The sequence below is a fragment of the Psychromonas sp. SR45-3 genome, assembly GCF_014163575.1.
Lineage (GTDB): Bacteria > Pseudomonadota > Gammaproteobacteria > Enterobacterales > Psychromonadaceae > Psychromonas > Psychromonas arctica.
In genome coordinates this window covers 52382-67088 of record NZ_JACJDP010000023.1, presented here as the reverse complement: position 1 = coordinate 67088, position 14707 = coordinate 52382, and the positions used below count along the sequence as shown (strand labels likewise).

9 protein-coding genes are annotated in these 14707 nt (G+C 38.3%); 2 read left to right on the top strand and 7 right to left on the bottom strand.

Going from position 1 to position 14707, the window contains the following annotated elements; translation table 11 throughout:
• Positions 1-121: 121 nt before the first annotated feature.
• From H5084_RS12925 to purL, 4 genes are all read right to left on the bottom strand, one after another.
• Positions 122-433: a hypothetical protein gene (locus tag H5084_RS12925; RefSeq protein WP_259396797.1), complete on the bottom strand. Its 312-nt coding sequence runs from the start codon at positions 431-433 to the stop codon at positions 122-124.
• 968 nt (positions 434-1401) lie between these two features.
• Positions 1402-2880, bottom strand: coding sequence for a cardiolipin synthase (cls, locus tag H5084_RS12920; protein ID WP_182690731.1), 1479 nt, complete (start codon positions 2878-2880; stop codon positions 1402-1404).
• Between the two features lie 333 nt (positions 2881-3213).
• Positions 3214-5946, bottom strand: coding sequence for a diguanylate cyclase domain-containing protein (locus tag H5084_RS12915; RefSeq protein WP_182690730.1), 2733 nt, complete (start codon positions 5944-5946; stop codon positions 3214-3216).
• Positions 5947-6078: 132 nt separating this feature from the next.
• Positions 6079-9975: a phosphoribosylformylglycinamidine synthase gene (gene purL, locus H5084_RS12910; RefSeq protein ID WP_182690729.1), complete on the bottom strand. Its 3897-nt coding sequence runs from the start codon at positions 9973-9975 to the stop codon at positions 6079-6081.
• A gap of 193 nt (positions 9976-10168) precedes the next feature.
• Between purL and mltF the strand changes: the two genes are divergently transcribed.
• Positions 10169-12028 carry a membrane-bound lytic murein transglycosylase MltF gene (mltF, locus tag H5084_RS12905; protein WP_182690728.1) on the top strand — a complete coding sequence of 620 codons (1860 nt, stop codon included), beginning with the start codon at positions 10169-10171 and terminating at the stop codon, positions 12026-12028.
• A gap of 394 nt (positions 12029-12422) precedes the next feature.
• Entirely contained in the window at positions 12423-12836 is a 414-nt protein-coding gene (locus tag H5084_RS12900) for a CBS domain-containing protein (RefSeq protein WP_182690727.1), read from the top strand.
• An 86-nt stretch (positions 12837-12922) separates the two neighbouring features.
• On the opposite strand, the gene H5084_RS12895 is transcribed toward H5084_RS12900, so the two are convergent.
• The 3 genes from H5084_RS12895 to H5084_RS12885 all read right to left on the bottom strand — a co-directional run bounded on the left by H5084_RS12895 (position 12923) and on the right by H5084_RS12885 (position 14698).
• Positions 12923-13093, bottom strand: a complete 171-nt coding sequence (locus H5084_RS12895) for a hypothetical protein (protein WP_169727660.1) — start codon at positions 13091-13093, stop codon at positions 12923-12925.
• Positions 13086-13712 carry a tRNA adenosine(34) deaminase TadA gene (gene tadA, locus H5084_RS12890; RefSeq protein WP_084296283.1) on the bottom strand — a complete coding sequence of 209 codons (627 nt, stop codon included), beginning with the start codon at positions 13710-13712 and terminating at the stop codon, positions 13086-13088. Before tadA ends, H5084_RS12895 begins: the two co-directional genes overlap by 8 nt.
• Before the next feature lie 113 nt (positions 13713-13825).
• Positions 13826-14698 carry an A24 family peptidase gene (locus H5084_RS12885; RefSeq protein WP_028869115.1) on the bottom strand — a complete coding sequence of 291 codons (873 nt, stop codon included), beginning with the start codon at positions 14696-14698 and terminating at the stop codon, positions 13826-13828.
• Between the last annotated feature and the right edge of the window lie 9 nt (positions 14699-14707).

Here is a 14707-nt window from a genome sequence, read left to right as displayed (position 1 = left end):
AAATAACTTATTTCTTCGTTGTAACTTTCATAAAGGAAACAACCATTTAGTTCAATTTACGCCTTGAACTAAGTCATTTTTCCTGCGCAAAATTTAGATCACTTATTTAATGTAATCGGTATTATTTAACTCTCATTAAGCTATGCGAACTGTCTTCCAATTCTATTTTAATCGCCTGAGAGCGTTGCATATTATCCACATCATTAATTATTTCAGGCAGATATCCCTGCTTTTCCATCCATTGCATAGGCTTATCAAAGCCGTCCTCACTGACCACAAAAGTATCGTTAAATAAATTGCTCTTTTGCCCTGTTTTTTGCTGAATACTAACTATCCAAACCCGATCTTTAAACTGCTGAGTCTGAGAACAAAGTAGAGTAAAGTTTTTCCAATTTCTTGATAGCAACGTAGCCATTTTATTGAATAGATTCATTAATTTTATTTACCTGTTAGATATATACATTAGATAACTGATAATCCGATGCACTGCCGGCGAGATCCGCGTAAAAAAACTTATTAAGGTCACGTAAAATCTAGCTATTGCATTATCAGCTTAATATTAAAGATTTTAACATTAAAAATAGCTCCCAAGAAACGCAGCGAGATATACAGAGGTAATAAGATACATAAGCAGAATACTTAAGGCTGTTGAAATTACGTCATAACAAACGGCCTCTGACATAGAAAAAACATATTACTACGAAGATCGCTGAGGGTACGAAGGGTTAATAGAAAAGAGAAGTAGCCCTACTTCTCCGTCTAGTATACGAAGTGAAATAGATTCACTTCGTTATCTTTAGCTAATAAGATAACTTTTAAATAAGAATAAAAATTATTAAGTATGACCCTGAGCACTTTATATGGGAGTAAGTTGAACTAGAGCCATTACAGAACCAGCAACCATTCTAGTAGGTCCATTGTTATACGCAATTGGTAATAGGAAGCCTACACATAAAACCTAGTACGCAGATATAGTTATCCTTTTATACCTTTTATATTTATCTTTATTAAGTGAAGTTTTAGGCTCACCTAGGCTGAATCCAAACCACTAAAAAACACCGACGCTCAAATATGATAACAATTGACCACCGTTGAGTTTTCCCAACTCATTAATGGCTTTTAGCAAAGCCAAACAGGATGTTGGGATTAGGCTCGTTTGGCACATGGATGTGCCGTAAGAGCCTGTGCGTTATAAAAGCCATTTATTATTGGGGTAAGAAAACGATTCGGTGTCAGTCTCTTTACTTACTTTCTATTCTGACCAAGAGAAAGTAAAGCCGCCGCAAGGGCGAAATAGCAAAGCATGTAATTAATCACACTGACCAGATGAGCACAGACGAACCATAAAGATATAGATGCTAAATAAATTCAACGCGTAAATAAGCCATTTATAAGTTCGCACTACAACAGCGGGCTAAATAAATAGATAATGCTTTCTAATAAACGTTTGAAAAAAGATCGTTGTCGCCATTTAACCAAACTCACTTGCTTAGATGACAGCGTATAATGCATTTGCGCAGTTAAAAGCTCACCTGCAAACTTCGCATTATCAATCAACATCGTCATCTCAAAATTCAACCAAAAACTACGGCGATCTAAATTAACCGTACCAATTAAAGCAATTTTTTCATCAATCACAATGCTCTTAGTATGCAATAAACCACCATAAAACTGATGAATCTCTACACCTGCACTTAACAAGTCTTCAAAAAACGCACGAGAGGCATATTTCACCATCAAAGAATCATTTTTTGCCGGCAAGATTATCTTCACATCAACACCACGCATTGCAGCGACTTGCAAAGCTGTTAACAAACTTTCATCGGGCACAAAGTAAGGGGTGGTTAACACTAAACTGTATTTAGCCTCATAAATCGCCGTCAGTAAAACTTGATGAATACCCACTTTGCCAAATTCAGGCCCCGAGGGGATCAATTGGGAATTTTCATCTCCTTCAATGCAAAATAAAGCATTATTTGCAGGCGGTAGATTAAGTACATGTTCTGTTTCTAAACACCAATCCCATACAAATAAGCCCTGCATATGTTGTACGATGGGTCCTTCACAACGCACCATCACATCAACCCATTCACCAATGCCTTTATGCACATTAAAAAAAGCAGGGTCCACTAAGTTCATACTGCCGGTGTAAGCAATATGGTCATCAATACACACTAGTTTTCGGTGTAATCTAAGGTCTTGCCTTTGAAATAATAAGCGCAGCGCGCCTACAGGTAGACCTTCAACCACTTCTACACCGGCTTTACGTAATTGAGCAGGTATTGCAGAGTTAAAAAAATCATGGCTGCCTACTGAGTCTAAGAGTAACTGGCACCTTACTCCCCTAATAGCAGCGGTTTTTAATTCATTTAACAATTGATTAATAAGCCCACCTTCGTTGCAGATATAAAACATTAAATAACAATGTTTTTGTGACGCTTTTATTTCCTTGGTCAGCTCCAACAATATCTGATCCGTATCGGTGAGCAATGTGTGTTTATTACCTTTAACCATTGGCATATTGGTATAGGATTCGACAAAGGCTTGCATTGAATGCGCATTGGCACTGATCTTATCTTTACTTTGTTTATGAGTGGTAGCTTGTTGCTGTATCCAATTTAAAAACTCTCCCGCTAGTAACTTGCGCTGCCTACTACGTTTCGCACCTAGGGTTAACTCTCCAAAAATAAAATACCCCACCATACCGACTAAAGGCAGTGCAAAAATAAGCAATAACCACGCTAATGACACGCCAATTTGATTACGCGTTAATACCACTCGAAATGAAACAATAGCTAATAGGCTAAAATAAAGTGTTGCGGAAAGTACAATATATATTTCACTCTCTAGCCATGTCATATGCGGTATAAAACGATCCATAAATTTCTCATTAAAATGATTACAACATATCTATAATATTTACTGATTAACAATATAGAAAGATCAAAAAAAATATAGCTTTATTCGAATAATCAATTGATGCCTAGAATATTTTCACCTTGCGACAGGCTGATTTTTTACATCTGAATGATGAAGGGTATGAATACGCTCAGAACATTATTAATACTGCAAACAACAGCCAAAGAAAGTGAATAATAACAAATATTTCTCGACTCGATTATTTATTTTGAATAATTTTATTAAACATAAACAATCGAGTAGAGAAATCAAAGAGAAGAGTAAAGACAATAATGGTGGCCCAAATTATTGCCTTTAATGGCGCTTATAACACCTCAAATAAAAAGTCGCTTCAGTCGCACTCATCGCTTCCTTTGGCTGATGGTTTTTCTCATTTCCTAGTGTTTTATCACAAACAGCATTATCTTGAGACTGACTATCAATACAATCACCCACCACGTCAATACCCAATGAGTTAGCTAAAACAAACAAAGATTTTAGCATTGCTTCACCCGCTAAATAACCAGGTACGCCTTGGATGAAATGTTTTGAAACTTTAAATTTTTCAATGTTTAATTTATCGATAGAATATAAAACAGAACGCTCTGCACCAAAACCATCTACGGTTAATGAAATACCTAAGCGACTTAAATTCAGTAAATTTTCTTGTAGCGTCGGTAAGGTACTACTAAATAAACTTTCATCTATTTCAAATTCAAACCATCTTGCCTCACAGCCCGTATCTAATAACACCTGTTGAATTGAGCCAATTAAAGTGACTTGTGACAGTTCTAGCTTTGATATATTTATCGCAATGCGGCCAAAGTTAATACCTGACTGATGCCACTTTGCAGCTTGCTTTGCTGATTTAGTAAAGGTTCTCAAACCTAGTTCAATCAATAGACCCGATTGCTCTGCTAACATTGTAAAACAGCTTGGTGATAACAATCCTTGCTGCGGGTGATTCCAGCTTAAAACGGATTCCACAGCCACTATTTGGCGTTTATTAAGATCGTATTGTGGTAAATAACAAATTTCGAATTGATCTTCTTCAAAGCCTTTCTTTAACTCATTTTCTAATTCAAGCTGATGTGCAGAATGCACGGTTAACTCATTAGTATAGAAATGATAGGTGCTACTTTGGTCTTTTTTACAACGTAACATGGCACTTTCAGCGTTGGAAAGAATTGAGTCTAAATCCATGCCATCATCGGGACAAATACTGATCCCAATAGACGAAGATAAATTAACTGGCACATCATCAATAATAAGGTTTTCAGACAGTTGCTGATTAATTTTTTGTGCAATTAATGCCGCAACTTGTTCATTATCCAACTCTTCAATGACTAATATGAACTGGTCATCGCTAATACGAGCAATGATATCTCGGTTAGAAACACACTGTTGTAAACGTTTAGCCACAGTTTTAAGCACCCGATCACCTTGATTGTGACCGTAACGTTCATTAATGAGCCTAAAGTCTTTAATCTCAACAAACAATATAGCGATCGACGCCAGTTTATGAGCAGAACGAGAAATCGCAGCCTCTAAGTGGTTAAATAAAGCAATTCGATTATGTAACCCGGTTAAAGAGTCATGTCTAGATAAATACTTTATTTTTTCTTCGTTATGTTTGGTTTGTGTAAGGTCAGTAAAAGAATAAACACGATTTTCTGCTTTTATTCCTTGTTGTTTAATTTGATACACTTCTAACCAAAAATAACTAAGGTCACCGTTTTTGGTATGAAAAACAGCATTACCTTGCCATTTACCTTGTTTTTTCAATCCGCGTTCAATATCAACAAATAAACGACGGTAGTCTCTACCATAGGCAAAACTGCTGATTTTTTGATCCAATAACTCATGCTTAGCGTAGCCAGATATTTTTACGCAGGCATCATTTACACTGTCGACAACACCATGACCATCGGCCACTAATATGCAATCTCGACTATTTTCAAAGACTAACATAGCAAGCTCAAGCTGTTTTTTGATGACGCTTTTTTCAGTGATATCGCGGCCAATCGCAACTAAACCTTGTACCTTGCCATATTTATCTTTAAGCGGCACTTTCTGCATATAAATATAATGTTGTTCACCATTGTTATAGGTAAGGTATTCATTATTACTATAAATTTCGTCATTGGCAATCACTTGTGCATCTTGAGCTTGGCACATTTCCGCTTGATTTAATTCAAATAACTGATCATCTTTTTTACCCACGATATCAGCTTCAGGACATCCCACAAATATTTCAAATTGCTTATTACAACCAATAAAACGGCTCTCTAAATCTTTAAAGAAAATAAGATCTGAAGAGAGATCGGCAGTGGCGCGTAACATCACACGCTCTTTTTCAATTTCGTATTTAGCCGCGTTCATGTCAGACACATCAAATAGCATGCCGATTTGCAGCTCACTACCATCAGCGACTTCTTCTCGAATTAAAAATTCACGCTTAATACCAGTCACATCGCGAATCTCACATTCAAGCAGGTCGACTTGATGATCGTTAAACATACTTAATGTAGATGGGCGGACCTTTTTCGCAAGACCATTCGGTAAAACACTTTCTAAAGTTTGATTGATCAAGTTTTCAGGTAATAAACCAAACACTTGGGAAAAATAGGTATTGCAGGCAATAATCTTACCCTGCATATTTTTGTAGTAGATAGGGATACTAATACAGTCTAATGCGGCTTCCACCTCTGCAGATAGTAATAGTCCATTGCTAGGAGAAGATTTCTCTTTATTTACTTCAGTAGATACTTTACTTTCAATGCTAGTGTTGCCGGTATAAGTGTTATCAAGATAAGTACAATCTAAGTAACTAAACTTTTCAGCAATACGAGCTTTCACCAAGGAGCTAACAGGTAATTCAGAAATTAAATATTGGTAGTGTCCCGCGGCAATGGTCTGTTCCAAGTCATCTGTGGATAGCAGATGAGTCAGATCAACATCCGAGAAAGAAGAATTTAATGAAAGTAAGGTTTTAGCTAACTTTATATTAGTCCCTATATATAACACCTTATTTACCGTAATAGACAAGACTCACTCCTTTAATCTCATATTTATATTTTCATTTAAAATTAGCCCCAGGCTAAATGTAAATGAAAATATAAAAAGGGGATATCAGATCCCCTTTTTATTTAGCTATGTTTGTTTACTTTACTATGTTTATTAACCTAATTGCTTACGTACATTTCTAAACATACGCATCCAAGGGCTATCCTCTTTCCATTCATCAGGGTGCCATGAATTAGCGACTGTTCTAAATACTCGCTCAGGATGCGGCATCATGATAGTTACTCGACCATCTTTTGAAGTTAAACCAGTAATACCATTTGGCGAACCATTTGGATTAGCTGGGTAAGCTTCAGCATTATTGCCGTAGTTATCGATAAAACGTAACGCCACAGAACCACTTGCTTCAATCGCCGCAAGGTGAGCACTATCAGCAACTTCGACACGGCCTTCACCGTGAGAAACAGCAATTGGCATATGTGAACCGGCCATATCATTTAAGAACAATGAATTAGATTTTTGCACTTCAACTAAACTAAAACGAGCTTCAAAACGTTCTGAGTTATTGCGTACAAAACGTGGCCATAAATCAGAACCTGGAATCAATTCATTCAGGTTTGATAGCATTTGACAGCCATTACACACACCTAATGCAAATGAATTTTCACGCTCAAAGAAAGTTTGGAATTGGTTACGCGCTTGTTCATTAAACAAGATCGACTTAGCCCAACCTTCACCAGCGCCTAATACGTCACCGTAAGAGAAACCACCACAAGCGACTAAACCAGCAAAGTCTTTCAATTGAACATCACCTGATAACACATCACTCATGTGAACATCAATTGCAGAGAAACCAGCACGATTAAAGGCAGCTGCCATCTCTTGTTGAGAGTTAACACCTTGTTCACGCAGAATCGCCATACGTGGTTGAACACCTTTAGCAATATAAGGAGCAGCAACATCTTCATTAAGATCAAAAGTTAACTTAGTTGATAGACCAGGATCTTTATCATCTAGTTTAAGATCAAATTCTTGCTGTGCACATTCAGAGTTATCACGTAACGATTGCATTTTAAGGGTTGTTTCAGCCCAAATACCACGGAACTCACTACGTTTTGCAGTTAGTACTTCTTCACCGTCACGAATAAATTCTATTTGGTCAGTTTCATTTAATGAACCAATCACTAATGAACTTGACGATAAACCGTGACCTGCAAGTGTATTTAATACTGCTTCTTTGTCTTCACGTTTAACTTGGATAACTGCGCCCAATTCTTCTGAATATAAAGCAGAAAAATCATCGTTACCAACTTGATCAAGCTTAACTGTGACACCACAATGCCCAGCAAAGGACATTTCGGTGATGGTAGAGAATAAACCACCATCACTTCTGTCGTGATAAGCCAGTAATTTCTGATCGGCAACTAAAGTTTGCACAGCATTAAAGAAGCCTCTTAATAGTTCAGGGCTATCTAAATCTGGTGTAGTTTCACCTAATTGCTTATAAACTTGCGCAAGTGATGAACCGCCTAACCGGTTTTTACCATTACCTAAATCGATTAAAATAAGGTCAGTTTCACCTTGGTCGGTACGTAATTGCGGTGTCACTGTATTGCGAATGTCACGAACAGCGCCAAATGCAGTAATGATTAAAGACAATGGCGATATAACCTCTTTATCGCTACCATCTTCTGCTTGCCAACGTGTTTTCATTGACATCGAATCCTTACCCACTGGGATAGTTAGTTCTAATTCAGGACATAACTCTTCACCAACAGCTTTAACTGCTTCATATAGACCAGCATCTTCACCAGGATGACCTGTAGCAGACATCCAGTTAGCAGACAGTTTAATACGTTTGAAATCACCAATATCAGAACATGCGATGTTAGTAATTGATTCAGCCACAGCTAAACGAGCAGAAGCACCAAAGTTAAGCAATGCGACTGGCGTACGTTCACCCAAAGCCATCGACTCACCGAAGTATGTATCATAACTAGCAGCAGTCACCGCGCAATCGGCAACAGGTACTTGCCAAGGGCCAACCATTTGGTCACGAGCAACTAAACCTGTAACAGTACGGTCACCAATAGTAATAAGGAATGTTTTTTCAGCAATAGACGGTAAACGTAATAAACGTTCCGCTGCTTCTTTAACTGTTGCTCCAGATAAGTCTAATGCTTTACCTTTTGCTGTTTGTGTTTTTACATCACGATGCATTTTAGGTGCTTTACCTAATAACACTTCTAATGGCATATCGATTGGTTTGTTATCAAACTCAGTATCGTTAAGTGTTAAATGCATTTCTTCCGTTGCTTCACCGATCACTGCATACAATGCACGTTCACGCTTACAAATAGCTTCGAAAGTCGCTAAGTTTTCAGGTTTAACCGCCATCACGTAACGTTCTTGAGATTCGTTACACCAAATCTCATGAGGTGCCATGCTTTTCTCATCATTTGGAATAGCACGTAAATCGAAGATACCACCACGTCCGCCATCGTTCACAAGTTCAGGCATTGCGTTTGATAAACCACCCGCACCCACATCGTGAATAAATTGGATTGGGTTATCTTCACCCATCTGCCAACAACGGTCGATCACTTCCTGACAACGACGTTCCATTTCTGGGTTTTCACGTTGTACTGAAGCAAAATCTAAATCTTCTGATGAAGCACCCGAGTCCATTGATGATGCAGCACCACCACCTAGGCCGATGTTCATTGCAGGCCCACCTAGTACAATTAGTTTAGCGCCTACTGGAATGTCTTTTTTCTGAACGTGTTCGCGACGTATATTACCTAAACCCCCAGCCAACATGATTGGTTTGTGGTAACCACGAATCTCATTGCCGTTATGACTTTCTACTTGCTCTTCATAGGTACGGAAGTAACCAAGAATATTAGGGCGACCAAATTCATTATTAAAGGCTGCACCACCTAATGGTGCTTCTAGCATAATATCTAATGCAGAAACGATACGGCTTGGCTTACCAAAATCAGTTTCCCATGGCTGTTCAAAGCTTGGAATACGTAAATTAGAAACAGAAAAGCCAACTAAACCGGCTTTAGGCTTAGAACCAATACCGGTTGCGCCTTCGTCACGGATTTCTCCGCCAGATCCCGTTGCTGCACCAGGGAAAGGCGAAATAGCCGTTGGGTGGTTATGGGTTTCTACTTTCATTAAGATATCGATATCTTCATGATGGTAACCAAATTCTCTGTCATCAACACTCGGGAAGAAACGCCCAGCTTGATAACCTTCCATCACTGCCGCATTATCTTTGTATGCTGATAATACATATTCAGGATGTAATTCATGTGTATTTCGAATCATTTTGAACAATGATTTAGGCTGTTTTTGACCATCAATTGTCCAATCTGCATTGAATATCTTATGACGACAATGCTCTGAGTTTGCCTGCGCAAACATCATTAATTCGATATCGTTAGGGTTACGACCTAACTTAATAAAATTTTCAACTAAGTAATCTATTTCATCATCAGCTAATGCTAAACCTAAACTCACATTGGCAGCTTCTAATGCGCTTCGACCTTGGCCTATCACATCAACGCTTGTCATTTCACCCGCTTTACCGTGAACAAATAATGTCGCCGCATCATCCAATGAAGTTAATACGACTTCCATCATTCGATCATGTAACAATTCTGTTAACGCTTTGATTTGTTCAGGATTCAGTTCAGCACTGGTTTCAACATAATAAGCGATACCTCGCTCAAGGCGCTTCACTTTGGTTAAACCACAATTTTTAGCAATGTCCGTTGCTTTTGAAGACCAAGGCGAAATAGTGCCTGGGCGTGGTGCCACAAAGAGTAGTATCCCTACAGGATCATGCTCTGCTATTTTCGGTCCGTAAGTTAATAGCTTTTGTAATACAGCTAACTCTTGGTCATTTAAAGAATCAGATAAATCTGCGGCATGCATAAATTCAGCATATAGGCCTGTCACAGGTAAATCTAACGCTTCACAGTTTTTCAACAACTGATTAACACGAAATGTCGATAAGGCAGGTGCCCCTCGCAAAATTTCCATAGGTTATTACTCTCGTTGGATAAATAAATGAACTTGGGTTTAGCTCTATATTATAAAAGAAAAGCATTTTTTATTAAATAGAAACACTCTATAGTCTGTGATAAATAAACCCGTTAATTGGTAAATAAATGGATATTTAAATCCTTTATTGGATAATGTGACCACTCGACTAACTGGATTGATACAACTATCTATGAATAAACCTGTCTTCATTACTTCTATTTCTATTCGATTAAAAATTATTTTATCAATCGTGTTGGTGTGTTTTCTCGCGGCTTGTAACCCATTTGTGCATACAACTGATCTCCAAAAAATGCAGAAACGCCGTACTTTGATCATGGGCACAATTAATAGTTCATTAACTTATAATTATGATGGCGAAAATTACAGCGGGTTAGATTATGAGCTTGGAAAGAAGTTTGCCAATTATCTAAAAGTTAAATTAGTGGTGAAAGAATTCGAGAGCTTAGACGATTTATTTGCTGCATTAGATAATAACGATATTGACTTTGCAGGGGCGGGATTAACATTAACGCCTAATCGAGCAGAAAAATACCGTAGTTCCCCGCCATACTATTACCTCACTCAAAAACTTGTTTACCACAAAGGTACCTATCGCCCGCGAGAAATGGCAGACATCAATGGTCCCGTGAGTGTGTTAAAAGGCAGTAGCCACGAAGAAAACATTAGTAAATCACAGCAAGAGTATCCGGACCTAGTGATCGATGTATTAGATAACGAAGATCAAGAGTCCTTATTACGTAAAATAGCAGAAAAAGAGATCAAATTTGCGATCGTAGACAGCACTATTTTAGCACAAAAACAGCGCTATTACCCCGCACTAGCTGAAGCATTCACTATCAATGAAAAACAACCTGTGGCTTGGCTAATTCGTAAAGCGTCTGACGATACCTTGTATTCAGCGATGATCGAATTTATGGGGAACCAATACAAATTAGGTACCATTGCAAAGATAGAAGAAAAGTACTTTGGTCATGTTGGACACTTCGATTATGTGGATACACGCACCTTCTTAAAACGCATTACAAGCAAATTACCAAAATACGAAGCCTTATTTAAAAAACACGCGACACCAGAGGTAGATTGGTTATTACTTGCCTCCGTAAGCTATCAAGAATCGCATTGGAATCCTAAGGCACGTTCACCTACGGGTGTGCGAGGCATGATGATGTTGACTCTAGATACAGCGAAGTTCATCGGTGTCAAAAATCGACTCAATGCAGAGCAAAGTATTGAGGGTGGCGCTAAATATCTGACCCAACTGATCAAAAGGTTACCTGAAAGCATTCCAGAAGATGAGAAGATTTGGTTTGCATTAGCTTCCTATAATATAGGCTTAGGGCACTTATTAGATGTACGCCGAATTACTAAAATGCGTAAACAAAACCCCAATTCATGGGCCGATGTAAAAGATAATTTACCTTTATTACATCAACGAAAATGGTATACAAAAACACGTTATGGTTACGCACGAGGACGCGAAGCACAGCATTATGTAGATAATATTCGCCAATATTTGAAAACCTTGACTTGGCATGTACAAGAACAAGAAAAAGCACAAAGAATAGAAGCAGAAAAGCAAGCTGAAATAGAACGGTTAGCAGCAATTGAAGCAGCAGAGAAGCAAGCTGAAATAGACAGATTAGCAGCTATTGAAGCGGCAGAAAAGCAAGCTGAAATCGATCGATTAGCGGCTATTGAAGCGGCAAAACAAGCGGAGGTAGATCGTTTAGCGGCGATCGAAGCAGAAAAACAAGCGGAAGTAACGCGTTTAGCCAGCATTGAAGCAAAAAAACAAGCTGAAATTAAACGCTTGGCGGCGATCGCTGCGGCTAAAGAACAAGCTGAGTTAGATCGTTTAGCAGCGATTGAAGTCGCTAAGGAACAAGCGAAAATAGATCGTTTGGCCGCGATGAAAGCAGAGAAAGAAAAAGCATTGAAAAAAGAAGCTGAGGAAAAAGCAGCTAAAGGAGCAATTGAAGCAGCATCCAGCGCGGCAATCAAAACACAAACTGATGCAACTTCGCCATAGAGACAATAAGCATAAGATCCCCATTGTGAGCTAGTTCGTCTAACGCCTTTAACTATAGTCTTATTTAAAGGCTATACATAGTTAAAGGCCACAATTAAAACGCCGCTTATACCGGTTATCATTCAAGTAGCAAAGATCTGCAAGCAATGAAGATAACCGTTTCTACACATTAATTTTTAATTCAGTACCTTGTATCGAAGTATCGAAATTTATACACATCTATGCTAGCTTAATATCCTACTCTGTCACGATCACTCATATTACTACCAGCCCCACATTAATAGACAAAAACTATCAAAACAATAAAAACAATCAATTTAGACTATTAAATTTAATGCGGTATTATCCTTACATCTAGCAGAAACTAAATAAGCTAACTGATTAAGGTTATAAAATGAGCAAGCAAACGGTACAAAAAATTATGCAAAAACAACCTGTTAGTGTGCAGTGTCAAACACCATTGGTAGAGATAATTAAGGTATTGATAAGTAGTCAACAGGCACAATTACCGGTGATAAATAGTAGCAAACAATTAATTGGTATGGTGTCGTTGATTGACTGTCAAAAAGCATTAATGATCAGCGCTTACCATTGCGACAAACCTGTACGAGTAAACGATATCATGGCTAAAGATTTTACTTTTTTACAGGCCGATGAGGGCCTTTCAGAAGTAGCGATTAAAACGCAAAAATACACAGAGAATATTTTCCCTGTGCTTAATGAAGGGAAATTGATCGGAATAATGAAACGAGTTGATTTGTTAGTACACCTACAGCACAACTTAGCGCTTTGCTCACAGGCTCAGTAAACCTAAGCGATATACTTGATTACTTAGAACAGGAACGATGTTGGCATACAAGTGTTCCAACATCGTACATAGGAAGGGTTAGGCAATTAGTCCTTCTTTTCTATCGTCACTTGTATATTTTTGCTATTTCCAGCAAACCACTTTTGCACATATAAACTACCAACAATAGGGGCTTGCCCTTCTTCAGGCACTTCTTTATAACGTACGCTATTTTTAGTTTCTTTTTCAATTTCAAAATTAACCACTTTATTAGACATTGTCTTTGTCTCCTTTGTTTGCCTGTTTAAGCGCCTTTTTCTCTTTACGACGGCGCCTGAAAAAATCACTTATTTTAGTCGCACATTGTTCAGCATAAATGCCCGATGTCACTTCAATCTGATGATTTAAATGTTCATTACGCACTAAATCAAAAACACTGCCTGCTGCACCCGTTTTATAATCACCCGCACCATACACTAACCTTTTAATACGCGCGTGTACCAAAGCCCCCGCACACATAGGACAAGGCTCTAAGGTGACATACAGCGTGCAGTCAATAAGGCGATAATTTTCTAATACTTTACCCGCATTAGTGATCGCGATAATTTCTGCATGCGCACAGGCATTATGTTCAAGAATAGAAAGATTCCACCCTTCAGCAATGACTTCATTACTTTTAACTAATACCGCACCAACGGGTATCTCCCCCACGGCTTCTGCTTTATCTGCCAATACCAGTGCATACTGCATCCAATCTTGGTCGTTATAGTCAGCCGTGTTTTTCAAGGGCAAAGCATTCTCACCTTTTTGACTCTTGGGCACCGTAGGGCTATTTACAATAGACGATTGTGCTCGCGATACTGAGCAAGGTGCTATAGGGACATTATTCTCAGCCATAGGCATATCACAGTTATCCCCGGAAACACTACAGTCTGTTATAGAATGGCTGCAGTCAAATTGTTGAAGAGTATGTTGATTGGATTTGTTAGACATATCTTGATGCTATTAAACTATAAAATAAGAGAATAATATAATGTTGTTAATTCAACACCATAAATGAGATAAACCCAGCCAGCGATTGCCAAATAAGGCCCAAAAGGTAATGGTCGACTTTGTTTATCTTTAGAGGCGGCAATCACAACAATACCAATGATTGCACCGGCAAATGAAGATAATAGAATAATCAGTGGTAATGACTGCCAACCAAACCAAGCACCTAGTGCAGCCAGTAATTTAAAATCACCGTAGCCCATCCCTTCTTTACCTGTGAGTAACTTAAACCCCCAGTAAATAGACCACAGGCTCAAATAACCAAATACAGCCCCGAGCAAAGCATCCTCTAAGCTGGTAAAAGTGCCCGACATATTCACCAATAATCCTAACCAAACTAATGGTAACGTGAGTTGATCAGGTAACAGCATGGTATCAAAATCGATAAAAGTAAGGCAGATCAATACCCAAGTAAAAATTAATGCAAATAAAGCGGGCCAACCAAAGGGAATATAATAAGCAACAGCAACGGACATTAATCCTGTCAACAACTCTATGCTTGGGTAACGCGCTGATATCTTGCAATCACAATGCTTACATCGGCCTTTTTGAACTAACCAGCTAATCAGCGGAATATTTTCAAGAGAACCAATAAGGTGGTTACATTTAGGACAACACGAGCGCGGCAACACAAGGTTAAAAGGCGCTTCATCTAGGTCAATATTAGCTTCAGGGAAAGCATCTTTGCATTCGGCTTTCCAACTACGTTCCATCATCACCGGTAAGCGATAAATAACAACATTCAAAAATGAACCAATCAATAGTCCTAAGATTAAAACAGTCCCAAAATAATAACTTGGAACTTGTTCCATTAGCATGATCACTTCATTCATAATTGCCTT